The organism is Photobacterium galatheae, assembly GCF_000695255.1.
Classification (GTDB): domain Bacteria; phylum Pseudomonadota; class Gammaproteobacteria; order Enterobacterales; family Vibrionaceae; genus Photobacterium; species Photobacterium galatheae.
The window spans coordinates 17,893-44,579 of the sequence record NZ_JMIB01000008.1 but is presented as its reverse complement, the minus strand read 5'-3'; the positions used below and the strand labels follow the sequence as shown (position 1 = coordinate 44,579).

The window sequence follows — 26,687 nt, the reverse complement described above, 5'->3', positions numbered from 1 at the left end:
GGCTATATAAATACATGTGATAGGGCCACAAGCGTTACTGCCGAGATAAACAGATGATTAGAAAAACGAGAGTTAGCCGTGTGCCCATCTTCAATTATCTTGGGCGCGGGACGCAATGGAAATTTTAATAGATTGCTCAGGCGAAGAAAATGACTGAGTTCAGGCAGCCTAAAACAGTTCTCGAAGAATTACTTTAGACTGCAAAGGTGCGTATTGAATGCGTACTGAAGCGACACATCTCGATACAATGACGCCTGAAACGGCTTCACTTTTTTTTACAGAGGTATTCTAGTTCTTCATTTATGGCACTGAACGCATCACTATCTGTATCAATCAGGGCGACAAGCCATAATCGAAATAAAATAAAACCAAAAGCAGAAATTTTGTCACCTTTCTCATTTAATGCGTTTTCGAAGCTGACTAATTTATCTAAATAATCTACTTTCTCATTTAAAGGTAAATCTTGAAAAAAAGATCGACTCGGGAAGGACACTTTAAACATTGATTGAGCTAATCTGATTGAATCACCGACAGCTATTTGAACGGCAGGTTCAGATTTTCTTATAGCCTGAGCGATCACGAAAAAGTTATTGTTTTTAGCTTCACTTTGAGGGGATTCTTTCTTCTTTCTTTTTTTGAAAAAACCAAACATATAAAATCCTTTTTTGAAAAATGAAAGAAGATTATTTATGAATTATTTAATGAATAAAACCCCTTGACTCATTTTAATTCAGCTCTTTGATAGATTTGTGATGCGAGCGCAGGTGGTGAATGTAATTGGCTAAAAATTCAGATGTTGCCCCAGTCGATTCAATCGTGTGTACGCAACAACGATTGGCCGAAACCCATTGAAATGTGCTTGCCGAACTTAGAAAAGCAAAAAGCCGGAGCAGCTTTTACTGTTCCGGCTTCTCTGTATCTGGTGGCCCCTCCCAGACTTGAACTGGGGACCAAGCGATTATGAGTCGCCTGCTCTAACCACTGAGCTAAGGGGCCAAATGTGCAGGTGATTATATGGGAAGGGTAGAGTAATGTCCACCTGAGCTGTTGGAGGTTTCGCTTGTTTCTTAGGCAGTTAAAACATCACTCAGCCCTTGTGTGGCAAGGGTTGTGAGACAGGTCACGCTGTGCTGTAAGCCAAGAAAAAGCGGGCTGAATGGGCCCGCTTTGTCGTCTTACTTTTTGGTGTCAATTTCCGGTGGGGAAAGACTCGGCTTACTCGTCCAGGAAGCTGCGCAGCACGTCGGAACGGCTTGGGTGACGCAGTTTACGCAGGGCTTTGGCTTCAATCTGACGGATACGTTCTCGGGTGACGTCGAACTGTTTGCCGACTTCTTCCAGGGTGTGATCCGTGTTCATGTCGATACCAAAACGCATCCGCAGAACCTTCGCTTCACGCGGTGTCAGGCCAGCCAGCACTTCGTTGGTTGCCATACGCAGGTTAGTTGCGGTGGCAGAGTCCATCGGCAGTTGCAGCGTGGTATCTTCGATGAAGTCGCCCAGATGTGAATCTTCATCATCACCGATTGGGGTTTCCATCGAGATTGGCTCTTTGGCAATCTTCAGCACTTTGCGGATCTTGTCTTCCGGCATTTGCATGCGTTCAGCCAGTTCTTCCGGCAGTGGTTCACGGCCCATCTCCTGCAGCATCTGACGAGAGATGCGGTTCAGTTTGTTGATGGTTTCGATCATATGAACCGGGATACGGATGGTCCGTGCCTGGTCTGCAATCGAACGAGTGATTGCCTGACGGATCCACCAGGTGGCGTACGTCGAGAACTTATAACCACGGCGGTATTCGAACTTGTCGACTGCTTTCATCAGACCGATGTTCCCTTCCTGAATCAAATCCAGGAATTGCAGGCCACGGTTGGTGTATTTCTTGGCAATCGAAATCACCAGACGCAGGTTCGCCTCAACCATTTCTTTCTTGGCGCGACGGGCCTTGGCTTCACCAATCGACATACGACGGCTGATGTCTTTGATACGCTCAATCGACAGGCCGGTTTCGTCTTCCAGCATACGCAGTTTGGTGGTTGCGCGACGAAGATCTTCTTCGTAGTTTTTCAGGCGATCAGCATAAGGCTTGCCGGAGTTCAGTGCCTCGTCAATCCACGCAGAAGAAGATTCATTACCGCTGAACAGTTGAACGAAGGTTTTCTTCGGCATCTTACTGTTGTCGACACACATACGCATGATCAGGCGCTCGTTCGTGCGCACTTTATCCATAGAATCGCGTAGTGAGCTGACCAGGCGGTCAAACTGTTTTGGGATCAGACGGAATTGTTTGAAGATTTCAGAGAGTTCTTCAATGGCGACTTCGGTATCTGCATGATGACGGCCATTTTTGTTGATGGCGGCAGCCATGCGCTCATAAGAGACACGCAGTTCCATGAACTTCTCGCGTGCGACTTCCGGATCGATGCTGCCGTCGTCTTCGTCGCTGGAGTCGTCGCTATCGTCGTCTTCCAGATCTTTATCTTCATCTTCCAGATCGGATTCGCTGAGCTCAGAGCCGATGTGCGTCGCTGTCGGTGCGGTCGTCTCTTCTTCGTTTGGATCCACGAAGCCTGAAATGATATCAGTCAGGCGCAGTTCTTCTGCTTCGACCTTATCAAACTGCTCCAGCAGGTGCGAGATGGCAGACGGGTACTCAGCAACAGAACACTGAACCTGATTGATACCATCTTCGATACGCTTGGCGATGTCAATTTCGCCTTCGCGGGTCAGCAGCTCAACTGTCCCCATTTCGCGCATGTACATGCGAACAGGGTCGGTGGTACGGCCAATTTCACTTTCTACGCTCGATAATGCCTGAGCCGCCGCTTCAATGGCGTCTTCGTCGGCATTATCTTCAGTCATCATGAGTTCATCGGCATCAGGGGCGGTTTCCACCACCTTAATACCCATGTCGTTGATCATCTGAATAATGTCTTCAACCTGATCAGAGTCAACAATGTCTTCTGGCAGGTGGTCATTAACTTCGGCATAGGTCAGATAGCCTTGCTCTTTGCCCTTGGCAACAAGCAACTTTAGCTGTGACTGCGGATTTTGCTCCATAGACGATATCCAACTTAGGGTCTGAGTGAGAAAAAAGAATGCAGAAATGCAAACCAGTAATTATAACAAATGTCAGAATTGTTGACTACTTTTTAGTCGGGGCGATTCAACAGCAACAGCTGTAGCTCCCGCTTCTCTTCGACTGATAAGCCGACGGTGTTCGATTTAGCCTGCAACTTCTCAATTTGTTGGGTGACGCACTGATCGATAACTTTATCCATCGCGTCAAAAAAAACAGTATGTAAACTGCTTTCGTCGTTGCCGAGAGGAATGTCCCAGGTGGCGAGCCGCGCCATCAGGTTTTCTTGTTCCGTCTCTCGCCAATCTTCAAGTAACTGTCCAGTAGTGATATTGGGACGAAGTCGACATTTATCAACTATTGTCAGTAATAATTTTAGGCCGGCCAATTCAATGCCGACAAAATCCCCGGTATTCAGCTCCAGCTCAGAGGCAAAGCCCGGGTTTTGCAGCAGCAGGGCAATCGCAACCCGCATCGGGGTTCGCTTGATTGCAGGCTGCGCGATGCGAACCGGTTTGTTCTCGCCGTGTTCGCTGATGAGTTGCCTGAGCTGTTCCTCATCCGGAAGACCGAGTCTTTGACCCAGAACTTTCCTTAAGTATAGCCGCAGGGTACCGCCCGGGACCTTGTCGATGAGAGGTACTGCCAGCGTACTGAGCTTGGCTTTGCCTTCCCGGCTGCTGGTGTCTACCTGCTGTAACAGCGTTGAGAACAGGAAATCAGACAGCGTCATCGCTTCACTGATTTGCTGCTCAAATGCTTCCTTTCCGTATTGGCGAATGTAGCTGTCCGGATCTTCGCCATCGGGCAGGAACATAAATTTCAGCTGGCGGCCGTCAGAGAGATAGGGCAGTGCCTGCTCCATCGCTCGCCAGGCGGCATCCCGTCCGGCACGGTCACCGTCATAACAACAGACCACGGTGCCGGTTTGCCGGAACAAATTCTGAATGTGATCGCCTGTGGTTGACGTGCCCAGTGAAGCCACCGCATAGTCGACACCATACTGCGCCAGTGCGACCACATCCATATAACCCTCGACGACGAGAATTCGCTCCGGTTCCCGGTAAGTCTGCATCACCTGATACAGACCATAGAGCTCACGCCCTTTATGGAAAATCGGTGTTTCTGGCGAGTTCAGATACTTGGGTGTCCCGTCACCCAGAACCCGGCCACCAAAACCGATCACCCGGCCACGACGATCGTGGATCGGAAACATGATCCGGCCGCGGAAGCGGTCGTAACGTCGGCCCTGATCGTTTTCAATCAGCATGCCGGCGTTGACCAGATCTTTCTGGGCCTGCTCGGTACGCCCGAAGCGCTGGCGAACCAGGTCCCACTGATCCGGAATATAGCCAATACCAAACTGTTTGACGATTTCGCCCGACAGGCCACGCCCTTTCAGGTAGTCAATGGCAACCTGCGCTTCGTGCTGACGAAGCTGGGACTGATAGTATTGGGCGACCTGACCCATCAGGTCATAAAGACTTTGTTTTTCCTGTCGTTTCGCCGGACTCTGACCACTGCCCTGTTCACGGGGGACTTCAAGGCCGAGCTGCGACGCCAGATCTTCGATAGCTTCGACAAAATCGAGACGGTCAAACTCCATGACGAAGTCAAGGACGTTCCCTTTGGCACCACAACCGAAGCAATAATAGAACTGTTTGTCTGGGCTGACAGAAAAAGAAGGGGTTTTCTCATTGTGGAACGGACAACAGGCACCGTAGTTTTTACCCTGTTTTTTGAGTTTCACTCGCGCATCAATGACATCAACAATGTCATGTCGTGCGATGAGATCGTCAATAAACGAACGGGGAATTTTGCCAGCCATACAATGAGTGTTACCTGAAATTTGTTCGGGAGAGATACAAACAAGCCGCGCATTCCATGGAGGATAGCACGGCTTGCTGTAGAGCTGGGGTAGTATTAACCGAGCTTGGCTTTCACCAGTTGGCTAACTTTCCCCATATCGGCACGACCCTGAAGCTGTGGTTTGAGCACAGCCATCAGTTTGCCCATGTCTTGCATACTGCTGGCACCGGTGCTGGCAATGGCTTCATCCAACAGGGCGGCAACTTCGTCATCGCTCAGTGGTTGAGGCATAAATTCTTCCAGCACGGAAATTTCAGCAAGTTCGACATCAGCCAGATCTTGACGGCCTGCAGTCTCATACTGAGCTACAGAGTCACGACGCTGTTTTACCATTTTCGTCAGTACTGCGACGATGTCGTCGTCGGTCAGAGTGATCTTCTCGTCGACTTCACGCTGTTTGATAGCAGCCAGAACCAGGCGGATAGCACCCAAACGGGCTTTATCCTTCGCCTTCATGGCGGCTTTCTGTTCGTTCTTAATACTTTCGATCAGGGTCATTACGCTGTCCTTGTTCTCTGTAAATTAGTACAGACGAACGCGACGTGCGTTTTCGCGAGCCAATTTTTTCAGGTGACGCTTAACTGCCGCTGCTTTCGCGCGCTTACGTACAGTTGTTGGCTTTTCGAAGTGCTCACGACGACGAACTTCAGAAAGGATACCTGCTTTTTCGCAAGAGCGCTTGAAACGACGCAGAGCGACGTCGAACGGTTCGTTTTCACGTACTTTGACTACTGGCATGTAATACTCACCTCAGAGTGATTCGGTTAACGCTGATGATCTAAATTATCAGCTGATTAAAAATGGTGCGAAATTCTAATCTGATCCGGGGCCATTTGTAAAGTATTCTGCGAGTCAGAACTGGTGAAATTCTGTCAACAGCGGTAACATGCCCCTCCGACGTTCCGCACCGGCTAACGGCTTTCGTTAGTAAGTATATATAAGTATAGAGGTTGATATGCGTATCCTGGGCATCGAAACGTCCTGTGATGAGACAGGCGTGGCGATTTACGATGATGAGAAAGGCCTGCTGGCTCATGAGTTGTACAGCCAAGTCAAGCTGCACGCCGATTATGGCGGTGTTGTGCCTGAGCTGGCCTCAAGGGACCATGTCAAAAAGACGATTCCGCTGGTGAAACAGGCGCTGGCGGATGCCGGTCTGACACCGTCTGATCTTGATGGTGTGGCTTATACTGCCGGCCCGGGTCTGGTGGGCGCGCTGTTGGTTGGTGCGACCATTGGCCGCAGCCTGGCCTATGCCTGGAATTTGCCTGCCGTTGCGGTTCATCATATGGAAGGCCACCTGCTGGCACCGATGCTGGAAGAGAACCCGCCTGAATTTCCGTTTGTGGCACTACTGGTGTCTGGCGGCCACACCATGATGGTGGAAGTGAAGGGCATCGGTGAATATCGTATTCTGGGTGAATCGATTGATGATGCTGCCGGTGAAGCGTTTGATAAAACGGCGAAACTGATGGGGCTGGATTATCCGGGCGGTCCGCTGCTGTCGAGACTGGCTGATCAGGGCACGCCGGGTCGCTTTACGTTTCCGCGTCCGATGACAGATCGTCCGGGGATGGATTTCAGCTTTTCCGGTCTGAAGACCTTTGCGGCGAACACGATTCGCGCCAATGACGATGATGATCAGACCCGTGCGGATATTGCCTGTGCTTTCCAGGAAGCTGTGGTCGATACGCTGGCGATTAAATGTAAGCGTGCCCTCAAAGAAACCGGCTTTAAGCGTCTGGTGATTGCAGGGGGGGTTAGTGCCAACAAACACCTACGTGCTGAACTGGCGAAACTGATGGAAAGTCTGGGCGGGGAAGTGTTCTATCCACGGACGGAGTTCTGTACGGATAACGGTGCCATGATTGCGTATGCGGGGATGCAGCGTCTGAAAAATCAGGAAATCATGGATCTCGGTGTGAAAGCCCATCCACGCTGGCCGATTGATACCCTCAAGCCATTGCGCTGAACCCGTGACCGGCACCACCCGGAGCCGTGAACACCCCATGAACCGCCAGGAGAACTCAGGATTTCGACTGGCGGTTAAATTTATGCCAGATTTTATATTCCTTGCCATCGAGTAAGCGGCGGATATTCTCGTGATGACGCAGAATAATCAGGCAGGACAACATGGCGACCGGCATGGTGTATTGGGGCTTGACCCACCAGGTAAACATGGGAGCCAGGAGTGCTGTGATCATGGATGCCAGAGAGGAATAGCCACCGACCACAGCCACGATCACCCAAGTGATAATCAGCATGCCGCTGAGATCCCAGCCAATCGGAGCCAGCGCACCCAGCGCAGTGGCAACACCTTTTCCCCCCCGAAAATGAAAGAAGATTGGGTAGATATGCCCCAGACAGGCGGCGATACCGATGATCCCCAGTAAAAACGGGTTGATCCCTAAAAAATAGCTGAGCCAAACCGGGAGCATCCCTTTGAGGATATCGCACACCAACACCAGTGCAGCGGCGCCTCGGCCGCCGAGTCGAAGCACGTTCGTCGCCCCCGGGTTGCCTGAACCGCTGTCACGCGGATCCGGCAGGCGAAACAGGCGGCAGATCAGCACCGCACTGGAGATCGAGCCCAGTAAATAAGCGGCAATGATGATCAGCAACACCAGTGGCGTCATAGCGACTCCTGTTGATTCGTGACGGCATCGTCGTTCGGATAAATTGGGTGATTACCTCGTACCACCTCTGATGACATTCTTCCTGATAGCTGTGGTATAGTGCCCCCACTTGCGAGGTCCCGCTGTATGATTGCGACGGGAAACCCGCGTTCAGTCATCAAAAGTGACATTTCAGTCCCGATAATACGCACTTTTGCTCACATTGGGTATCCGACCTCTAAGGTAAATTATCTCTCAACAAAGTAGCGATGGAACATGGATTCAGTATTTATCGAACATCTTGACGTAATCGCCTCCATTGGCGTGTACGATTGGGAACAGGAAATTAAGCAAAAGCTGGTGTTGGATCTGGAAATGGCCCATGACAACCAGCCTGCGGCCAAAGCTGACGATGTTTCCCTGGCACTGGATTATGCCGCAGTCAGTCAGGCGGTCACCGAGTTTGTGGAGCAGGGACGTTTTCTGCTGGTCGAGCGCGTCGCAGAAGAAGTCGCCAGCCTGATCATGACGCGATTTCACGTGCCCTGGATTCGGGTCAAAGTGACCAAGCCGGGTGCTGTTCCGAATGCGCATGGTGTGGGTGTGGTGATTCAACGGGGATGCCGTGACTGAGGTTTACATCAGTGTCGGCAGCAATATCGACCGGGAGCGCTCTGTGCGTGCAGCGGTGTCTGAACTCAGACAACTGGGAACCGGTTTTCGTGTGTCGCGCATTTATGAAGCCGAGCCGGTTGGTTTTGAAGGGCCGAATTTTTTCAACTGTGTGGTGGCATTCGAAACGGACTTGTCGCCGTCTGCCTTGCAAACCCAGTTGAAAACACTGGAACTGCAATATGGTCGTTCGCCGAATGCGCAGAAGAACCAGAGCCGGACGCTGGATTTGGATCTGCTGCTCTTTGGGGATTTGATCCGCGCACAGTCGCCTGTGGTTCCTCGTGATGATATTTATAAGTTTGCTTTCGTGTTACAGCCGTTAATGGAGCTTTGCCCACAGCGGGTTGTACCGGGTGATGGCAGAACCGTCGCAGAGTTGTGGCAGGCGTTTGATCAGCCACAGGTGCTCAGGCCGGTCATCATGGATATTTGACCCCGATTTTGCCGCACACGCAGGAACTGACGCTGAATCCTGCGGTCAACTTGTTGGCGAATTCAAGTAACAAGGTCGGCAGACCGCAAAGAGTAAAGGAAAACAATGAGTCATTTTGAAGCATTCATGTTGGCATTGATTCAGGGGCTGACGGAGTTTTTACCGATCTCCAGTTCAGCCCACTTGATTTTGCCATCTCAGGTCTTTGGCTGGGCCGATCAGGGACTGGCATTTGATGTCGCAGTGCATGTGGGCACACTGGCTGCCGTCGTGCTTTATTTCCGGAAAGAAGTGGTTTCATTATTGTCCGCCTGGGTGAACTCAATCATCACGGGCAAATGTTGCCGGGAAGCCACGCTCGCCTGGATGATTGTGCTGGCGACGATTCCTGCCTGTGTTTTTGGTTTCTTTATGGCAGATATCATTGCGCACTATCTGCGCTCTGCCTGGGTGATTGCTGTGACGACCATCGTATTTGGTTTGTTGCTTTGGTGGGTGGATCGCCGGGCACCACAGAATATCGATGAATATGCGGCTGATCCGAAGCGCTCGCTCTATATTGGTCTGGCGCAGGCTGCCGCGATGATCCCGGGGACATCCCGCTCTGGTGCCACCATGACCGCTGCATTGTATCTGGGCTTTACCCGTGAAGCGGCGGCGCGGTTTTCATTTTTAATGTCGATTCCGATTATTGTGCTCGCGGGCACTTATCTGGGCACGAAACTGGCAGATAGTACAGCGCCGGTCGATTTCGGCGGGCTGGGGATTGGTCTGGCGGTCTCGTTTATCAGCGCCTATGCCTGTATCCACGTTTTCCTGAAGCTGGTGACGCGATTGGGGATGTTCCCATTTGTGATTTATCGTCTGCTGCTGGGCGCGGGTTTGATTGCTTTCCTGATGAGTCAGCAGTAGTCAGTCGTTCAGAATGAAACGAAGCCGGGCCTTAGGTCCGGCTTTTTTGTCCGTTGTCAGATAGAGCATAGCGATAGACAGCGGGGTTATCGTTCCAGTACCTGAGCTGCGGCTTCAGCGCGGCGCTTCGCCAGTTGTTCCTTGATGGCAGCCCCTTTGTAGCCTGCGTCAACAATCGGCTTGACTTCGACCGCCTGTGCGGCGGCAAAGACGTTCAGTAGTATGTCCGCCTGCGGATAAGGATCGTCCTCAAAACCTGTTCGGCCACGAACATCCGCCCGACAGCACAGTGCCAGCTGTGCCACCCGCTCTGGTTTCCGCCAGGCATCGATTTGGTCAAATATCTTGATGAAGGTGGCTGGCCGCAGTTCATTCGCCTTGTGCACTTTGGTGTGCTGGGCACAGACCATCAATGCGGCATCACGATAATGATTCGGAATTCTCAGCCGCTGGCACAGGTTGCGGATCACATCCAGTCCGAGCTGGCAGTGCAGCTTATGGCTGGGCAGTTCTGCCGCAGGTGACAGGGCTTTGCCGAGATCATGGACCTGAGCACAGAAGCGGATCACCGGATCGTTGCTCAGCAGAGCCGCCTGATAGGACACCATCAGGGTATGAATCCCGGTATCAATCTCCGGATGCCATTTGGCCGGCTGTGGCACGCCGAACAGGGCATCAATTTCTGGCATCACCACACCGAGTGCACCGCACTGGCGAAGGACGGTCAGGAAGATATCCGGACGCTCCGTCGATAGCGCACGTTCCCATTCCTGCCAGACCCGCTCCGGGGTCAGGGCTTCGAGTTCGCCTTCTGCAACCATTTCCTGCATCAGTGCCAGAGTTTCCGGTGCAACGGTAAAGCCTTGCGGGGCAAACCGGGCAGCAAAGCGGGCGACCCGCAGGACTCGCAACGGATCTTCCACAAAGGCGGGAGAAACGTGGCGGAGCTGGCGTTTTTCCAGATCATGCTGACCGTTGTAGGGATCGATCAGCGTACCGTCTTCTGCTTCGGCGATGGCGTTGATGGTCAGATCCCGGCGCATCAGATCCTGCTCCAGCGTGACATCCGGCGCGGCATAGCATGTAAAACCGGTATAGCCTCTGCCCGCTTTTCGCTCAGTCCGGGCCAGTGCATATTCTTCTTTGGTCTTCGGGTGCAGAAAGACGGGAAAATCACTACCTACCTGGCTGAAACCCTGATCCAGCATTTGCTGTGGGGTGGTGCCGACAACAACCCAGTCTTTGTCTTTCACGGGGAGCCCTAACAGCCTGTCCCGTACAGCGCCACCAACCAGATAAATCTCCACGTTTGTCTCCTTGTCTTTTGTCAGTCTTGCCCCCGAAGGGTATACAATCGATGTCACGAACGCTAATGTATCTCAGTTATTTTACTTCATCCCGGACGAAGACATGTACACGGCATTTTTTGGCCTGACAGAAGCCCCGTTTTCTATCGTACCCAGTGCGCGGTTTCTCTATCTCAGTGATCGCCATCGTGAAGCGCTCAACCATTTGCTGGCCGGACTGGCCGACGGCGGTGGGTTTGGCCTGCTGACCGGTGAAGTCGGCACCGGCAAAACCACGGTTCTGCGTGCTCTGCTCTCAAAGCTGGGTGATGACACCCAGGTTGCAGTGGTGCTCAACCCGGCTTTGTCGGCCCATGAACTGCTCGAAAGCATCTGTGATGAGCTGGGGCTGCCGGCATCACCGGAAGACAGCTATAAGAGATTAACCGACCGGCTTTATGATCATCTGAAATCCAACGATTTGGCCGGAAAGCAGACTTTGCTGCTGGTAGATGAAGCACAGCATTTGTTGCCGGATGTGCTGGAGCAGTTGCGGCTGCTGACCAATCTGGAAACGGATCAGCGAAAGTTGCTGAAGGTTGTGCTGGTGGGGCAGCCTGAACTGCAACAACTGCTGCAACAGCCGGGGCTACGGCAGCTTGCCCAGCGGATTACTTCCCGGTATCACCTGCTGCCGCTTACCGAAGCCGAGGTCGCAGCATATGTCCGGTTCCGGCTGGATCAAGTCGGCTGTGCTCATCCGGTGTTTACGCCTCAAGCGCTGAAAGCCGTTGCGAAGGCTTGTCACGGGATCCCCCGCCAAATCAATCTGGTGTGTGATAAGGCGATGCAGATGGCTTGCCGGGACAGCCGGTATCAGATTACGCCGGAACAGATCAGACAGGCCAGTGAACTGGCACTGGGCTGGGCAGTTCCTCAGCCTGTGACCAGCAGCAGAACAGGCAAGATGAAACTGGGCTGGGTCATTGCCGGGATCCTCGCACCGTCGCTGGTGGCGGCGGGTTATTTCGGCGGCGGCTGGCTGGCCCGGGAGCAATTGGGGATTGCGCCTCAGGATCCGGCAGTGGTCGCCGTGAAACCGTCATCTGCGCCCGTGTCTGCTGAAATGCAGGCGGCTGATGCACAGTCGGAGTTGGCACAGCGCTGGCAGCAGTTACTGGCGCTTCAGCCGGATGAAAGAGAGGCGATGCAGACGCTGTATCAGCTCTGGGGCTATGACGTGGTTCCGAATCAGGCCAACTGCCTCAGCAGCCAGCGAATCGGCCTGACCTGTCAGCAAAATAAGGGCGATCTGGCGCAACTGAGCCTGATTAACCGACCCGCTGTTCTTCCTTTGACTGTTGAGAGCGGCGAGACCTTTTATGCCGTGCTTTATGCGCTGTGGCCGGGGGAAGCCGAGCTGATGCTGGGCGGCGAGCGGATTCGGGTCAGCCGGGAATGGTTACAGACTCATTGGCAGCAGGACTACACCCTGATGTGGCGGCCGCCCATGGGGGAAAGCAGCAGTATTCGCTACGGGCAGCAGGGCACACGGGTTGCCTGGCTGGATCAGCAGCTCAATCGCCTGCTGGGCGAGCCGGGAGCGGCCAGTCGTCAGTTTGATCAACATGTGCTGGATAAGCTTCGTCGCTTTCAGCGTGCCCAGGGGCTGTATCCGGATGGGATTGCCGGGCCGATGACCCTGATGGTGCTGGATACCGCGCTGGCGCTGCCTGGCCCAACGCTATATCAGCAATACCGGACCGATGCAGGATCGGAGGACAGTCCGTATCCGGTGACGTTTTTGCCGATGCCCAGACTGGCAACGGAAGCCTTGCCTGATTTGACTCCTGCCGGATATGTCGCCGCGACGGTCACGGAACCAATGTCGCCGGAGTCGGTCGTTCACGAAGTTTCTCCGGCTGGCGATATTGTGGGCCGGCAACCGGATAGCTGGGATCTGGATAAGCTGGATCTCTCCGGCCTGTCTCCGGAGCTGGCCAGCCGTCTGCATCAGGCCATCGAAGCGACAGATCAGGAAGACAGGCCGTCTTCGCAGACACCTTCCCTGATTGATGCACAGGCGGTCGCCGACAGGGCTGCTCAGCTGGCTTCCGTGAGTGATGAAGACATGTTGACGGTCGCAGACCTGCCACGACAAGTGCAGAAACGCCTGCCAGTGATTGATCTGCAAACCCATATCTACTCTTCGAGTGCAAATAGCCGCTGGATTAAAGTGAATGGCCACGAGGCTTATGAAGGGGATGAAATTGCCCCCGGGGTAACGCTGGAGCGGATTGAGTCGCGGAAAGTGGTGCTGAACTTTGAGAACACCCGGTTTGAGATGGCGGCACTGTCACAGTGGCCTGCGGGCTAAAACAGTCAGCGATTTGTCGCAGACAGACAGCAGACAGAAAAATGGCAGCCAAGGCTGCCATTTTGCATCAGAGAAACGGTTGGGAGATTATGCCCAGCCGTTGTTCCGCTTTTTACGACGTGGGATCAGGTGCGGCAGGATCAGACCGAACAGCAGACCCCCCCCGGCAACCATGCCGCCGTAGGTAAACCACTTCATCAGCAGGTCATCTGCCTGAGTATCCAGCTTGGCGCGCAGTTCGCGGATTTCTGCCTGAGAGGTAGACAGTTGTTTATTGAGGCTGGTATTGCGTTCTTCCAGCTCAGAGATTTGCGTATTGCGGCTTTCCAGAGATGACTGAAGGGTCGCATTGCGTTCATCGCTGGATTTTCTGGCGTTCGCCAGCGCTTTTTTCACTTCACTCAGCTCTTTTTCGAGCTTCGGCAAGCGCTCTTTCAAACCAACCTGATTGGAAATGTAATCACTGTTGACCCAGCCGGTACGGCCACGGTCATCGGTCACTTTGACAAACCCAGTTTCCCGGTTTGTTTCCAGCACAGTCACTTTTGTACCGGAGTTCACGCTGCCTAAAATTTTGTATTGCGTACTGGGTCCGCGATGCATGTAAGTAAACAAGTCATCGGAGATATAACGCACCTGCTGAGCGTGTACCTGAGCTGTCATCAGCACGGCGACAGCGGCAAAAACTAAGCGGATAAGTTGCTTCACACTGAGATCCTTGAAGGAGCTTGGTTAATCGATGGAGCACAGATACTAAGAATTTTGCGCCAATGGCGCAAGCGAAGAGGGAGGCATTGCCTCCCTCTTTTGACCTTGTGCTACTTTTTGGCAAATTTTACCGTAGGTTGACTAAAATCAGCCAAAAGCTGCTTGCATGACGTAGAAGAAAATGACTGACAGCAGCGCACCCGCAGGCAGGGTGATGATCCAGGAGGCCACGATGTTTCGGACCACGCCCAGATTCAGCGCAGCAATACCTCGGGCAAAGCCAACACCCAGTACCGCACCAACCAGTGTCTGGGTGGTTGAAATCGGCAGGCCGGTGCCCGATGCCAGAACAACCGTTGAAGCGGTTGCCAGCTGTGCTGCGAAACCACGGCTTGGCGTCAGTTCGGTAATCCCGGTTCCCACGGTGGCCATGACTTTGTGACCCAGGGTTGCCAGACCGACAACGATACCAAAACCACCCAGCGGCAGAATCCACCATGCGATGGTACTTTTTGCTGACAACTGGCCCATATGCTCAACCGTGGAAGCAACAGCAGACAGCGGACCAATCGCGTTTGCGACGTCGTTTGAACCGTGTGCAAAGGCCATGGCACAGGCTGTGACGACCATCAGCAGGCTGAAGACGCGCTCAACACCCGCATAGCCGTTTGAACCGGAAGATTGTTCTGCATCCTGATAGTTACTGCGGATGTACAGATAACCAAAGGCCATCACGATCAGAGAGACAGCAACAGACGCCAGCCAGGCTTCTGTGGTGCTCAGGTGCAGACCCACGTGCTTCAGGCCTTTCTTGATGGTCACCAGCGCGATCACCATCGCGGTAATGAACATATAGACAGGCACAAAACGCTTGGCATTGATCAGCGGATTATCGGTATCAAAGATCAGACGCTGGGCACTGATGAAAATCACGTATGCAAAAATACCCGAGATCAGTGGGGTGACGATCCAGCTGCCGACGATCCCCTGAACTGATCCCCAGTCCACGGCTTCAGTGCCGACAGAGACGCAGGCAAAACCGATGATGGCACCGATGATAGAGTGGGTTGTCGAGACCGGCCAGCCCATATAGGATGCCAATAGCAGCCAGGAGCCGGCTGCCAGCAGCGCGGACATCATCCCGTAGACCAGGATTTCAGGCTGAGCTGCATAGTAAGAGGTTTCAATGACCCCTTTCCGGATGGTGTCTGTCACTTCGCCGCCAGCCAGATAGGCTCCGGCAAACTCAAAGATCATCGCGATAATAATCGCCTGCTTGACTGTCAGCGCTTTGGAACCAACCGAGGTTCCCATCGCGTTTGCGACGTCATTGGCACCAATACCAATCGCCATAAGAAAGCCAAAAAGGGCCGCCACCATGATAATCACGGTGCCATAATTAGCCAGGATTTCCATTGTAAAACCTTGTTTTTATTACCGTTGCTCGTTATGAGCGGGATAGCATAATTTCGAGACGAGATCCGACGCGCTGAGCCTGATCGGCAATGCCGCCGACCCATTCGAGGATCTTGTACATGAACATGACGTCGACAGGGTTGTACTGATCTTCAACCTTGCGTAATTGCTGACGCAGGGTGACCTGCATACTGTCGGTATCGTCTTCGATGACATCAAGCTGGTTAATCATTTCAGCAACCAGCGTGACTTCACGGCCTTTGAAACCGGTTTCCAGCAGTTCATCCAGTTCATGGATGACTCGGCTGGCCTGATTGGCGGCATCAAGGCAGCGTTGAACATAGGCGAGAAAGTTTGCGTAAAGGTTCTCAGGGAAGTCTAGTTGTCGTCCGTAGACGCGCCCTGCGATATCCTTGGCGAGGTTAGCGAGTTTATCCTGCTGAGTCAGCAGGTCCAGCATGTCAGTCCGGTCGACTGGCATGAAGAGGCCGCGTGGGAGCTTGAGGCGGATTTCACGTTTCAGCACGTCTGCATCTTTTTCAAGCTGCGAGATTTGCTCACGGTACTGTCCGGCTTTTTCCCATTCATTAGCGTGGCACGCTTCAAAAAACGGAACAAGCAATTCACAACATTCGTTGACACGCGTGATATGGCGTTGCAACGGTTTGATTGGGGATTTAGCAAAGAGCCCCATGATTGTATTTACTGGCATAGCCGATCAACCTAAAGATACCTGTGATAAAGGCGAAATCTTGAGCGATGAATCTGAGCCTGCTGAGGTTTGGACTTTCGTTCTGTAAGCGATCCGAGACCGCAACGGGAAGGACGAACATGAGGTGCTGCCAGATAAACCTGATTCACGGAATGAAGCGGAATAGTTGTCTCAGCTCTTTGGGAGCTGAACAAGCGCTTCACTGCGTTACTCATCATTTATTTAGCGCACTAAACTCCATGATTCGTGCCTTGATTAGCGCTTATTTCAGCACTGTACAGAACAAATAATCCAAAGGTCAACAGGCCCTGTGGCGCGCATGGTAACGTATAACTTAGTACAGGGAAACACATTTTGTGCTGCGATTTCGGGAGATTTCCTGCTTGCTCCCGGCATGATTAGCAAATATCCTTGGCTGGCTACCGTTTATAGGGACAATTATGGAAACCGAGATAGAACTGAAGTTTTTCGTCTCAGCGGAATTTTCGAGTCATCTACTGCGAAAAATTGCCCAAGCTAAAATCTTGCAGCAGAGCAGTAAGCGACTGGGTAACATTTATTTTGATACCCCTGAGCAAATTCTTCGTCAGCATGACATCGGCCTTCGGGTTCGCCAGATTGATGATGTCTTCATTCAGACCCTCAAGACAGCAGGACGTGTTGTTGCCGGACTGCATCAGCGGCCTGAGTATAATGCTGAACTGAACGGCCCGCAGCCGGATTTGTCTTTACACCCTGCCGATGCCTGGCCGGCACATTTTGACATTGCCGCCATCTCAGATCAGATCGCTCCTTTATTCTCCACCGACTTCGAGCGGCAGCAGTGGCTGATCGCGATGCCTGACGGCAGCCAGATCGAGCTGGCGTTCGATCAGGGTGAAGTGCGTGCCGGTGAACGCAGCGAACCGATTTGTGAAGTTGAGCTTGAGCTGAAATCCGGTCAGACCGATGCGCTGTTTACGCTGGCCCGTGAGCTTTGTGATGTCGGTGGGATCCGGCTGGGGAATCTGAGCAAAGCTGCACGAGGTTATCGTCTGGCGGCAGACTATCCGGGCGATGCGGTGAAGCCGTTATCCTATGTCCCGCTGCACGCGGATGCCAGTGCGGAACAGGCACTGATGACTTCGCTGGAACACGCCATGGAACACTGGCATTACCACGAACAGATTTATGTTGAGCGTCAGGAATTGGCGGCACTGACTCAGATCAGTCAGGCGATTTCATTGATCCGTCAGACACTGGTGGTGTTTGGCAGTATGATCCCCCGTCGCGCCAGCGCACAGTTGCGTCAGGAATTGAGCTGGCTGGAAGGCGAGCTGGATTGGCTGGAAGAGGCCGGTGCCCTGGATCGCTGGCTGGCGGAGAAAGGACATGCCCTGAAAAAGCTGAATGCTCGGAAAGCACTGGTGAAACAGCTGAAAGAGCGGCAGGAAGAATTACCGGAACCGGAAGATGTCCTGCGTTTGTTGCACGCCTCGCGTTACTGTAATTTGCTCCTGAACCTCAGTAGCTGGCTACTCAGCCGGGGCTGGCAGCCGTTTCTGGATGAAAAAGCCAGAGAACGACTGGCGGCGTCAGCGAAAGCGTTTGCAGATTCGGCCTTGGCGAAAGCCTGGGAGGAATTGGGCGATGCATTCGGTGCACCGCGAACCCTCAGCCGTGCGGACTATCTCGATCAGCAGGCTCGACTGCTTCGTAATCTGGTTGGCGGTTTGTGCTTTGCGTCTTTGTATGATGCGGAGCGCCGTGAAGGGTTCCGCAGCCCGTGGCTGGATGTCCTTCAGGGCATGGAAGATTTGCGTCAACTTGAACCGATTCGGACACTGCAACCTGAGTTTGAGGAAGAAGAGGATCGCAAGCAGATTGATAAATGGCTGCACCGTAAGGAAGACTCCCTGTTGCATGCCATGGATCAGAGCCGTCAGATTGGGCTGACACAGCAGCCTTACTGGCCGTAGCCCAGTCCCTTTTCCCGGCCCGGCTCAGTCCGGGTCGCGGGTTGAACGCCTTGTCTTTTCATCCGCCATCTCTGTCTTTTCATCTGGCAGCTGGGTATCGGTGAGGGGGGAAGGCGTTTTTTGTTGCCTGTTTTCTGCCTGTTTTGTCGCTTCGGCGAGCCTGTTTTCAAGGGAACTGATGCGTTCCAATAACAGCTTCTGATTATGGAGCACGGCGTCCCAGCGTATCTGATCATGCGGATGTCTGGGAGGCGTATGTTTTCCCGGCTCTGATACGAAAGAGCTGATGAGACCGGCGACCATACCGAATAAACCGACCCCACAGGTAATAATCACGGTTGCCAGTAGTTTTCCCAGTGTGGTGACCGGATAGTGGTCTCCGTACCCCACCGTTGAAATCGTCACAAACACCCACCACAACGCATCATCTGCACTGAGAATATTGGCATTCGGATCTTTGTTTTCAATGATGAGGATCAAAGAGGAGCCGATGGTAACCAGTAGAGTGAGCAACAGAAATATGGTTGCGATGGTGGCTTCCCGACGGTAGGTCATGATGTGCTGAAGGATCTGCTGTCCGGAGCGCAGCAGCCGGAGGACCCGAAAAATCTGCACGACCCGCATAAAGCGTAATGGTTCGATAATCGGAATACTGGCAAGGTAATCTGGCCAGTGTTTTTTCAGGTAATCGGCTTTACTTTGGCTCCTGACCAGATCAGCGGTGAGCTGGAGCCAGAAAAACAGACAAATCAGGGTATCAATCGTGACAAACAGGGTATAAATCCGGTCACTGCGCGGAATAAAAAACAGACTGGAGACCAGTGCCAGAGACACAAAAGACAGGATGAGCGCAACCAGACTCATCGGATTCAGTTCATGTTTGACGCCATCGATCTTTTTCATCATTCAATTTTAGATATTAATAGCAGGCATATTATGATATTCGGTACCGCTAGAAAGTTGAATTTACTGGTGTTGCCGAGTGAATTGCAAGTTTGTTTTGAGTAGATTCAGGCTCATCTTCACTAAAAATACCACTGGCTCCTTGCAGCCAGGCAAGCATCAAGCGTTCGAGGATCGAACTGCTGGCTAAGACAAAGGAGATCCATCCATTATGGTTGAAATGGTTTTCAAACCCTGGGAAAAGGGTATCAGCAATATCAGACTCGTCCCCAAATTAGTTTTACTCATGGTGTTCAGTACCGTTTTACTCATCGGGAAACAATTGTGGGATGCCCGGACATTTTATCAGTCGGTTGTTGAGATTCAGAAAGAACAAGCCAGAGAGCAGGCTCTGAATCAGGCCGCGATGCTGTCGGTGTTATTTGCTCAGGGTGAACCGGGCCAGCAACAGGCGGTGTCTGTGGTCGAAGCGCAGAATGGGCAGGACGGCGCTTATACGTACTTGGTCAATACCACAAAGGGTCAGGTGAGCGGGCATCCGGCAACGAAACAGTTAAACGGCTTAACCGCGAAGACGGACGATGGGCAGGCACTTGGTACGCAACTGGCCCGACTGACAGCAGCGCAGGCAATCACGCTCGGGGATGGTCAGCGTTTTGAATACGCCGTGCCTGTGGCCGGCACCCGCTGGCTGATTGTGGCGTCGCAATCCGGTGCAGAAGCCGACAGTTATTACAGCGCCTACATGGTACAGATTGCCTGGCAGACTGCTGCAATGATAGTGGCTTTCATGGTGCTCTTGCTGGGGGCAGCCAGCCTGATGCTGCGCCAGACCGGTTATCTGGCCGACGCGATCAAACGCATGGCAAACCGGGACTTTTCTCAGCCAGTGGTGATGGACTGCCGGGATGAATACGGCGATCTGGCCCGTGAGCTGGAGCGGACCCGGAACCAGCTTCGTGAGGTGATCCGAAATCAGCGTACAGCGTCCACGGAGTTGACTGAGCTGGCCGATATCATGTCACTCAGTATGCAGGAAACCAAAGAGTCTGCGCAGGAAGAGTTCCATGAAATTGATCAACTGGCTTCCGCGATGAGTGAGATGACTTCCACAGTCCAGACGGTTGCTGAAAATGCACGGGAAGCTTCAGGGGCGACGGAAGGTACGGCGACTCAGGCCAATCAGGGACAGCAGTTTGTCGCGAAAACTATCACCACAATTGACCAGCTATCGACGGATATCCGGGCTTCGGCTGAAGCGGTCAGCCAGGTGGAAACCCGGGTTGAGCAAATTGGCACTGTGATTGTCACCATTCAGGGAATTTCAGAGCAGACCAACCTGCTGGCACTCAACGCTGCGATTGAGGCGGCCCGTGCCGGTGATGCCGGACGTGGCTTTGCTGTCGTGGCAGATGAAGTCCGGAACCTGGCACAGCGAACCCAAACTGCGACGGTGGAAATTCAGGAGATGATTGGCCAGTTGCAGGACAGCGCCAAACAGGCTGTGGGCCTGATGGAGCAAAGTGTGGTTGAGGCGGCAGAAGGAGTCGATCTGGTGACCAGTGCCGGCGGTGAATTGGATAAGATTGTCGAGCAGGTTCAGCGCATTAACGATATGAATTTCCAGATTGCATCTGCATCTGAACAGCAGAGCGCGGTCGCGGAAGAAATGAACCAGAATCTGAATAATGTCAGGGAGCTGGTTGAAGCTTCTGTGGTTGTCGTTACCGAATTGTCGGAAACTGCAGAGACGATGAAAGGACACTCGGCAGATCTGGAGCAGAAAATTCAGGCCTTCCAGATCTGATTTGCTTCCTCTTTTTGACTGAACTGACAGCGCCCGCCAATTTGGTGGGCGTTCTTTTGATAGGCATAGCTTTGATGGGCATCGTTGTCCTGATCCGTTATCTTAGTTGTGTTACCTCAAACACTGCGCCATTGGGTGGACAGCCCAGATCAATTGCCAAGGAATGAATATGACACACGCACGCCTTCAACATGCCGCCGAACGGGCACTGGAAAAGCTACAGCAAGCGCACCCTGAGTCTCTGGCCCAATGGCCCTCGCAATGGCAGAACGAATTGCATCAGGTGCTGGGACTGAGCGATTTCATTCAGGCGTCGCTCATTCAGGATGCCACGCTGCTGCCCTGGCTGGCTGAACAGCTGGCGCAGGCGGAACGTGCCGACGGTTATCGCGAGACGTTGCGGGATCTGTTGTCGTCTGTGGCGGATGAAGCGGCTTTATTGCGGGTGCTGCGTGGTTTCCGGCGTCGTGAAATGGTCTGGATTGCCTGGCGGGATTTCACGCAGCGGGCAACACTCGATCAGAGTCTGGCGCATCTTTCCCGACTGGCGGAAGCCCTGATCATGGAAGCTTATCACTGGCTCTATGCCCAGTGCTGCCGGGAATTCGGCACGCCGTGTAATGCAGAGGGCGTGCCGCAGCCTATGTTGATTCTGGGGATGGGAAAATTAGGTGGTGGTGAGCTGAATTTTTCGTCTGATATCGATCTGATCTTCACTTATCCGGAAAACGGCGAAACGCAGGGCGGACGGCGCAGTCTGGCGAATGCCCAGTTCTTTACCCGTTTAGGGCAGCGATTGATCAAGGCGTTGGATCAGCAGACGGTTGACGGTTTCTGTTACCGGGTCGACATGCGACTGCGCCCTTTTGGCGACAGCGGCCCTCTGGTCATGAGCTACGCCGCGCTGGAAGATTACTATCAGGAACAGGGGCGGGACTGGGAACGCTACGCCATGATCAAAGCCAAAGTGATGGGCGATGAAAGTGCCGAACATTATCAGACGCTTCGCCAGATGCTGCGGCCTTTTGTGTTCCGTCGCTATATTGATTTCAGCGCGATTCAGTCGCTGCGGCGGATGAAATCCATGATCAGTTCGGAAGTCCGCCGTCGCGGGCTAAACAATAATATTAAGCTCGGGCCAGGCGGGATCCGGGAAGTGGAGTTTATCGCGCAGTCGTTTCAGTTGATTCGAGGGGGACGAGAGCCGAGTCTGCGACAGCGTGGACTGAGAGAAACACTGACGGCGGTGAATGCACTGGCACTACTGCCTGAAACGCAGGTAGAGCAATTGACGCAGGGGTATGCGTTTTTGCGTCGTCTGGAAAACCTGTTGCAGGCAATTCACGACAAGCAGACCCAGACGCTGCCGGATACCGAACTGGATCAGGCTCGGCTGGCAGCGGCGATGGGTTATGCCGACTGGACAGCACTGGCGGCGGCTATTCATCAGCATATGGCTGCGATTCATCAGGTGTTTGAAGACATTGTCGGGACGGATGAGGAAGACAGTCATGATGCGGCAGCGCAGCCTTATCACGAGCTTTGGAGCCTGATTGAAGATGAAGAAATGCTCGCTGCTGTATTGAGTGATGTCACAGCGCCGGATGCCGAACAACAGGTTGCGGTGTTGAGCCGTTTCAAAGAAGAACTGGCGAAACGGACGATTGGGCCGCGTGGTCGAGAGGTGCTCGCCCGCCTGATGCCGGAAGTCTTCGCTCGTATTGTGACCCGGGACGATGCTGCGCTGGTCTTGTCACGGATTAGCCAGTTGATTGTTCGGATCGCCACCCGGACCACCTATCTGGAGCTGCTGAGCGAACATCCGGGCGCCTTGGATCATCTGGTTCGCCTCTGTGCGGCCAGCTCGATGGTTGCTGAGCAGCTTGCCCAATATCCGATCCTGCTGGATGAGCTGCTGGATCCGCAGCATCTCTATCATCCGGTGCCGTTGGATCAGTATCAGGCGGAGCTTCAGGAATATCTGGCACGGATCCCGGAAGAAGATATGGAGCAGCAGATGGAAGCGATCCGCCAGTTCAAGCAGGCGCAGTTGCTGCGCATTGCAGCGGCGGATATTGCCGGGGTGCTGCCGTTGATGAAAGTGAGCGATCACCTGACTTATCTGGCTGAAGCGATCATCGGCGCTGTGGTGAAACAGGCCTGGTTACAGATGGTTGCGAAATATGGCGAGCCGTCACATCTGGCAGAGCGCCGCGGCACGGGATTCGGTGTGATTGGTTATGGCAAGCTCGGCGGCATTGAGCTGGGTTATGGATCTGATCTGGATCTGGTGTTTCTGCATGACTGCCCGGCGGATGTGTATACCACCGGTGATAAAGCCATTGATGGTCGTCAGTACTATTTGCGCCTGACCCAGCGGATCGTTCACCTGTTTTCAACCCGGACAGCTTCTGGTGTGTTGTATGAGGTGGATATCCGGTTGCGTCCGTCCGGTGCTTCCGGGCTGCTGGTCAGCCCGCTGGATGCATTTGCCGATTACCAGGCCAATGAAGCCTGGACCTGGGAGCATCAGGCGCTGGTGCGTGCCCGAATGGTGTACGGAGATGATGTGCTCAGACCCGGCTTTGATCAGGTGCGGGCAGAGATCCTTTCTCAACCGCGGGATGCTGCGACGCTGCGTCAGGCCGTGGTGGAAATGCGTGAGAAAATGCGCCAGCATCTCGGGCAAAAGAAAGCGGGCCAGTTTGGTCTGAAACAGGATCCGGGCGGGATCACCGACATTGAATTCATCACGCAGTATCTGGTGCTGTGTCATTGTGCCGATCAGCCCACACTGACCCGCTGGTCTGACAATATCCGGCTGTTTGAAACCATGGCGGCCAAAGGTGTGATGGCACCCGAACAGGCGCAGTTACTGATTCAGGCTTACTGTACATTGCGGGATGAAATCCATCGCCTGAACCTGCTGGGCCAGGATGCTTATGTCGATGACAGCGAGTTTATTGAAGAGCGCCAGGTTGTCACCCGGATGTGGCAACAGATCTTTGAGGTCTGAATGCAGTGTTAACCTGATGCCAGCGGTATCCCCCCAGTGTATGCCAGACTGGCTTTTATGATAGTATTTTGCCGTTTTTACCGTTCCGGAGAGAAGAATGAAACTGACACTGCCTGATTATGACCAAGCCAGTGTGCTGGTTGTGGGTGATGTGATGCTCGATCGCTACTGGACTGGCCCAACAGGACGAATTTCGCCTGAAGCGCCTGTGCCGGTTGTGAAAGTTGACCAGATAGAAGAACGCCCGGGCGGTGCAGCTAACGTGGCGATGAATATCGCGGCGCTGGGTGGCAAAGCCCGTCTGGTGGGTCTGACCGGGATTGATGATGCTGCGCGTGCGCTGAACGAAAAGCTGTCCTCGCTGAAAGTCCGTTGTGATTTTGTCTCCCTGCCGGATTACCCGACGATTACAAAACTGCGGGTGATGAGCCGGGGTCAGCAACTGATTCGTCTTGATTTTGAAGAAGGTTTCCACGATGTAGATGCAGATCTGATCCTGCCGCGTCTGGAACAATCGCTCCCCAATGTGAAAGCGATGATCCTGTCTGACTATGCCAAGGGTGCACTGGAGCATGTCCGTGCCATGATTGAATTAGGTCGCCGCAGTGGTGTGCCTGTGCTGATTGACCCGAAAGGCACGGATTTTGAGCGTTACCGTGGTGCAACCATGCTGACGCCAAATCTGTCTGAATTTGAAGCCGTTGCCGGTAAGGCAAGTACAGATGAAGCGCTGGTGGAAAAAGGCTTTGCCCTGATCGACCAGTATGAGCTTGAGGCATTGCTGGTGACGCGCAGCGAGCATGGTATGACTTTGCTGCAAAAAGGTCAGGAACCGCTGCACATGCCGACACAGGCAAAAGAAGTGTACGATGTGACCGGTGCCGGTGATACCGTGATTTCGGTGCTGGCGGCTTCACTGGCGGCGGGTAAATCTCTGTCGGATGCCTGTAAGCTGGCGAATGCAGCGGCGGGTGTCGTGGTGGGTAAACTGGGCACTTCAACACTGTCGACCATTGAACTGACCAATGCGATTCATGGCAGTCAGGATAGTGGTTTTGGTGTGATGACCGAAAGTCAGCTCAAGCTGGCGGTGAATGCTGCGAAAGCACGCGGTGAAAAAGTGGTGATGACGAACGGCTGTTTCGATATCCTCCATGCCGGTCATGTGGCTTATCTGAATGAAGCGGCCAAACTGGGCGATCGGCTGATTGTCGCGGTGAATGCTGACAGTTCTGTCCGTGCGCTGAAAGGCCCGGGACGTCCGGTCAACCCGGAAGATCGTCGGATGGCTGTATTGGCGGGTCTGGCGGCAGTCGACTGGGTGGTACCTTTTACCGAGGAAACACCGCAGCGTCTGATCAGTGAAGTCCTGCCGGATCTGCTGGTGAAAGGCGGTGACTACCAGCCAGAGCAAATTGCCGGTGGCAGAGAAGTGATTGCCAATGGTGGTGAAGTCCGTGTGCTCAATTTTGAGGACGGCTGCTCGACCACGGAAATCATTGAAGCAATCCGTGGTGGCAAAGGCTAACGGTTCCAACCCGTTGTGAAATGCATAAAAAAAGCGCCATGAAGGCGCTTTTTTGTATGTGTTGGACCCGTTCTCGAATGGATCAGGTCTTGCTGTTTTATTTCTTCTTGGCTGGGATCAGGCCCTGGTTGACATCCAGAATATCCTGCTCGTTCAGAGAGCCGACTGCCTGTTTCAGTTGAAGCTGGCTGAGGATGTAATCGTAACGGGCATTAGAGAGCTGTCGATTGGCATCGTACAGACGACGGGTGGCATCCAGCACGTCAACAATGGTCCGTGTACCCACGTCAAAACCGGCTTCTGTTGCTTCCAGCGCTGAGCGGGCTGAAATAACTGACTGTTCATAGGCTTTCAGGGCACCAATGGATGCATTGATGTTGTTGTAGAAAGCGCGTACGTTTTTGACGACGCCACGATAAGTTTCTTCCAGAAATTCACTGGAGGAAACATAGGTGTACTGCGCCTGTTTCACTTCAGAAGTAACCCGGCCGCCAGTGTAAACCGGCAGTGACAGGTTAATCCCGGCACTCAGAATGCCCTGATCAATATTCCCGCCCTGCTGCATTTCGTCGTAGCTGTAACCCGCATCAAAGCTCAGGGTCGGCAAGTGACCTGATTCTGCCAGCGAAATCTGATCCCGGGCAATATCCTGTGCGATACGGGCATTCAGCAGATTCAGGTTTTGACTCTCGGCATTGGTCAGCAGAGTGGTGACTGCATTTTTCGGGCGACTGGCTGAAAAACGCTGTGTATCCAGCACCAGCAGGTTTTTGTGCGCCTGACCTGTGATTTCACGCAGATCTTCATAACTGTTGGTCAGCGCATTTTCTTTCAGGATTTCATCAGCCAGGACGCTGTCATATTGAGCCTGAGCATCGTGCACGTCGGTGATGGCTGAAAGCCCCACTTCAAAGCGTTGTTTGGTTTGTTCCAGCTGGCGGCCGACGGCTGCTTTTTCTGCACGGACGAATTCCAGATCATCCATGGCTCTCAGGACAGAGAAATAAGCGGTGGATACACGAAGAATGAGGCTTTGCTGGGTTGCTGCATAGCTGGCATCTTTCTGACGGGCCTGTTTCTCGCTGATGTCCAGGCTGACCCAGCTTGCACGGTTATACAGGGCTTGGCTCAGACTCAGGCCGCCGTTAAATCCTTCATCTTCGGAATCCAGACGGGTGACTCGCACCCCGGCCGTCAGATTGATTTGTGGCAACAGTGCACTGCGGGATGAATTAATCGCTTCGAAAGCGGTATCTTTATCAGCCGCGGCCCGGAGCAGCTGAGGGTCGTTCTGTTTGGCTTGTTCGTAGATATCGGCAAGATCGTCTGCCATTGCGAAAGGGCTGAGTCCACCCAGTGCGAGGCCGAGATAAAGCGGAAGCAATTTTTTCAT

21 protein-coding genes and 1 tRNA gene are annotated in these 26,687 nt (G+C 53.2%); 9 read left to right on the top strand and 13 right to left on the bottom strand.

Features of this window, described 5'->3' with window-relative positions; translation table 11 throughout:
* Window positions 1-265: 265 nt before the first annotated feature.
* From EA58_RS05570 to rpsU, 6 genes are all read right to left on the bottom strand, one after another.
* Complete coding sequence (locus EA58_RS05570; protein ID WP_036750063.1) at window positions 266-652, bottom strand: hypothetical protein; 387 nt, start codon at window positions 650-652, stop codon at window positions 266-268.
* Window positions 653-920: 268 nt separating this feature from the next.
* Window positions 921-996: transfer RNA gene (locus EA58_RS05565), tRNA-Ile, on the bottom strand.
* A 219-nt stretch (window positions 997-1,215) separates the two neighbouring features.
* Entirely contained in the window at window positions 1,216-3,060 is a 1,845-nt protein-coding gene (gene rpoD, locus EA58_RS05560; protein ID WP_036750061.1) for an RNA polymerase sigma factor RpoD, read from the bottom strand.
* Window positions 3,061-3,152: 92 nt separating this feature from the next.
* Window positions 3,153-4,907 (bottom strand): DNA primase, encoded by a 1,755-nt coding sequence (dnaG, locus tag EA58_RS05555; RefSeq protein ID WP_036750059.1) that lies wholly within the window; start codon window positions 4,905-4,907, stop codon window positions 3,153-3,155.
* 95 nt (window positions 4,908-5,002) lie between these two features.
* Complete coding sequence (locus EA58_RS05550; protein ID WP_036750057.1) at window positions 5,003-5,446, bottom strand: GatB/YqeY domain-containing protein; 444 nt, start codon at window positions 5,444-5,446, stop codon at window positions 5,003-5,005.
* A 24-nt stretch (window positions 5,447-5,470) separates the two neighbouring features.
* Window positions 5,471-5,686, bottom strand: a complete 216-nt coding sequence (gene rpsU / locus EA58_RS05545; protein ID WP_002537656.1) for a 30S ribosomal protein S21 — start codon at window positions 5,684-5,686, stop codon at window positions 5,471-5,473.
* A gap of 217 nt (window positions 5,687-5,903) precedes the next feature.
* Here rpsU and tsaD point away from each other — a divergent pair, with 217 nt between their 5' ends.
* On the top strand, window positions 5,904-6,920 hold the full coding sequence (tsaD, locus tag EA58_RS05540; protein WP_036750049.1) for a tRNA (adenosine(37)-N6)-threonylcarbamoyltransferase complex transferase subunit TsaD: 1,017 nt from the start codon (window positions 5,904-5,906) through the stop codon (window positions 6,918-6,920).
* A 55-nt stretch (window positions 6,921-6,975) separates the two neighbouring features.
* On the opposite strand, the gene plsY is transcribed toward tsaD, so the two are convergent.
* Window positions 6,976-7,584, bottom strand: a complete 609-nt coding sequence (gene plsY, locus EA58_RS05535; RefSeq protein ID WP_036750046.1) for a glycerol-3-phosphate 1-O-acyltransferase PlsY — start codon at window positions 7,582-7,584, stop codon at window positions 6,976-6,978.
* A 255-nt stretch (window positions 7,585-7,839) separates the two neighbouring features.
* Between plsY and folB the strand changes: the two genes are divergently transcribed.
* From folB to EA58_RS05520, 3 genes are all read left to right on the top strand, one after another.
* Entirely contained in the window at window positions 7,840-8,196 is a 357-nt protein-coding gene (gene folB / locus EA58_RS05530; protein ID WP_036750043.1) for a dihydroneopterin aldolase, read from the top strand.
* Complete coding sequence (gene folK / locus EA58_RS05525; protein WP_036750040.1) at window positions 8,189-8,671, top strand: 2-amino-4-hydroxy-6-hydroxymethyldihydropteridine diphosphokinase; 483 nt, start codon at window positions 8,189-8,191, stop codon at window positions 8,669-8,671. The genes folB and folK overlap by 8 nt, the downstream gene beginning before the upstream one ends.
* Window positions 8,672-8,776: 105 nt before the next feature.
* Entirely contained in the window at window positions 8,777-9,583 is an 807-nt protein-coding gene (locus EA58_RS05520; protein ID WP_036750038.1) for an undecaprenyl-diphosphate phosphatase, read from the top strand.
* Between the two features lie 86 nt (window positions 9,584-9,669).
* On the opposite strand, the gene EA58_RS05515 is transcribed toward EA58_RS05520, so the two are convergent.
* A complete protein-coding gene (locus EA58_RS05515; protein ID WP_036750035.1) occupies window positions 9,670-10,890 on the bottom strand; it encodes a multifunctional CCA addition/repair protein in 1,221 nt (406 codons plus the stop codon).
* A gap of 103 nt (window positions 10,891-10,993) precedes the next feature.
* On the opposite strand from EA58_RS05515, the gene EA58_RS05510 reads away from it, so the two are divergent.
* Window positions 10,994-13,246: an AAA family ATPase gene (locus EA58_RS05510; protein WP_036750033.1), complete on the top strand. Its 2,253-nt coding sequence runs from the start codon at window positions 10,994-10,996 to the stop codon at window positions 13,244-13,246.
* An 87-nt stretch (window positions 13,247-13,333) separates the two neighbouring features.
* Here the strand turns inward: EA58_RS05510 and EA58_RS05505 are convergent, their stop codons facing one another.
* The 3 genes from EA58_RS05505 to EA58_RS05495 form a co-directional block, all read right to left on the bottom strand.
* Window positions 13,334-13,909 (bottom strand): TIGR04211 family SH3 domain-containing protein, encoded by a 576-nt coding sequence (locus EA58_RS05505; RefSeq protein WP_284694859.1) that lies wholly within the window; start codon window positions 13,907-13,909, stop codon window positions 13,334-13,336.
* Window positions 13,910-14,101: 192 nt separating this feature from the next.
* Entirely contained in the window at window positions 14,102-15,370 is a 1,269-nt protein-coding gene (locus EA58_RS05500) for an inorganic phosphate transporter (RefSeq protein ID WP_036750028.1), read from the bottom strand.
* Between the two features lie 31 nt (window positions 15,371-15,401).
* Window positions 15,402-16,082, bottom strand: coding sequence for a TIGR00153 family protein (locus EA58_RS05495; RefSeq protein WP_036750025.1), 681 nt, complete (start codon window positions 16,080-16,082; stop codon window positions 15,402-15,404).
* 440 nt (window positions 16,083-16,522) lie between these two features.
* On the opposite strand from EA58_RS05495, the gene EA58_RS05490 reads away from it, so the two are divergent.
* Window positions 16,523-18,040: a CYTH and CHAD domain-containing protein gene (locus tag EA58_RS05490; RefSeq protein ID WP_036750022.1), complete on the top strand. Its 1,518-nt coding sequence runs from the start codon at window positions 16,523-16,525 to the stop codon at window positions 18,038-18,040.
* A gap of 24 nt (window positions 18,041-18,064) precedes the next feature.
* On the opposite strand, the gene EA58_RS05485 is transcribed toward EA58_RS05490, so the two are convergent.
* The gene (locus tag EA58_RS05485) at window positions 18,065-18,943 is read right to left on the bottom strand and encodes a potassium channel family protein (protein WP_081819561.1); all 879 of its coding nucleotides are present in this window, start codon (window positions 18,941-18,943) and stop codon (window positions 18,065-18,067) included.
* A gap of 211 nt (window positions 18,944-19,154) precedes the next feature.
* On the opposite strand from EA58_RS05485, the gene EA58_RS05480 reads away from it, so the two are divergent.
* The 3 genes from EA58_RS05480 (at window position 19,155) to hldE (ending at window position 25,294) form a co-directional block, all read left to right on the top strand.
* Window positions 19,155-20,750, top strand: a complete 1,596-nt coding sequence (locus EA58_RS05480) for a methyl-accepting chemotaxis protein (protein WP_036750019.1) — start codon at window positions 19,155-19,157, stop codon at window positions 20,748-20,750.
* 169 nt (window positions 20,751-20,919) lie between these two features.
* Window positions 20,920-23,766 carry a bifunctional [glutamate--ammonia ligase]-adenylyl-L-tyrosine phosphorylase/[glutamate--ammonia-ligase] adenylyltransferase gene (gene glnE / locus EA58_RS05475; protein ID WP_459542889.1) on the top strand — a complete coding sequence of 949 codons (2,847 nt, stop codon included), beginning with the start codon at window positions 20,920-20,922 and terminating at the stop codon, window positions 23,764-23,766.
* A 97-nt stretch (window positions 23,767-23,863) separates the two neighbouring features.
* Complete coding sequence (hldE, locus tag EA58_RS05470) at window positions 23,864-25,294, top strand: bifunctional D-glycero-beta-D-manno-heptose-7-phosphate kinase/D-glycero-beta-D-manno-heptose 1-phosphate adenylyltransferase HldE (RefSeq protein WP_036750014.1); 1,431 nt, start codon at window positions 23,864-23,866, stop codon at window positions 25,292-25,294.
* A 97-nt stretch (window positions 25,295-25,391) separates the two neighbouring features.
* On the opposite strand, the gene tolC is transcribed toward hldE, so the two are convergent.
* A complete protein-coding gene (gene tolC, locus EA58_RS05465) occupies window positions 25,392-26,687 on the bottom strand; it encodes an outer membrane channel protein TolC (RefSeq protein ID WP_036750012.1) in 1,296 nt (431 codons plus the stop codon).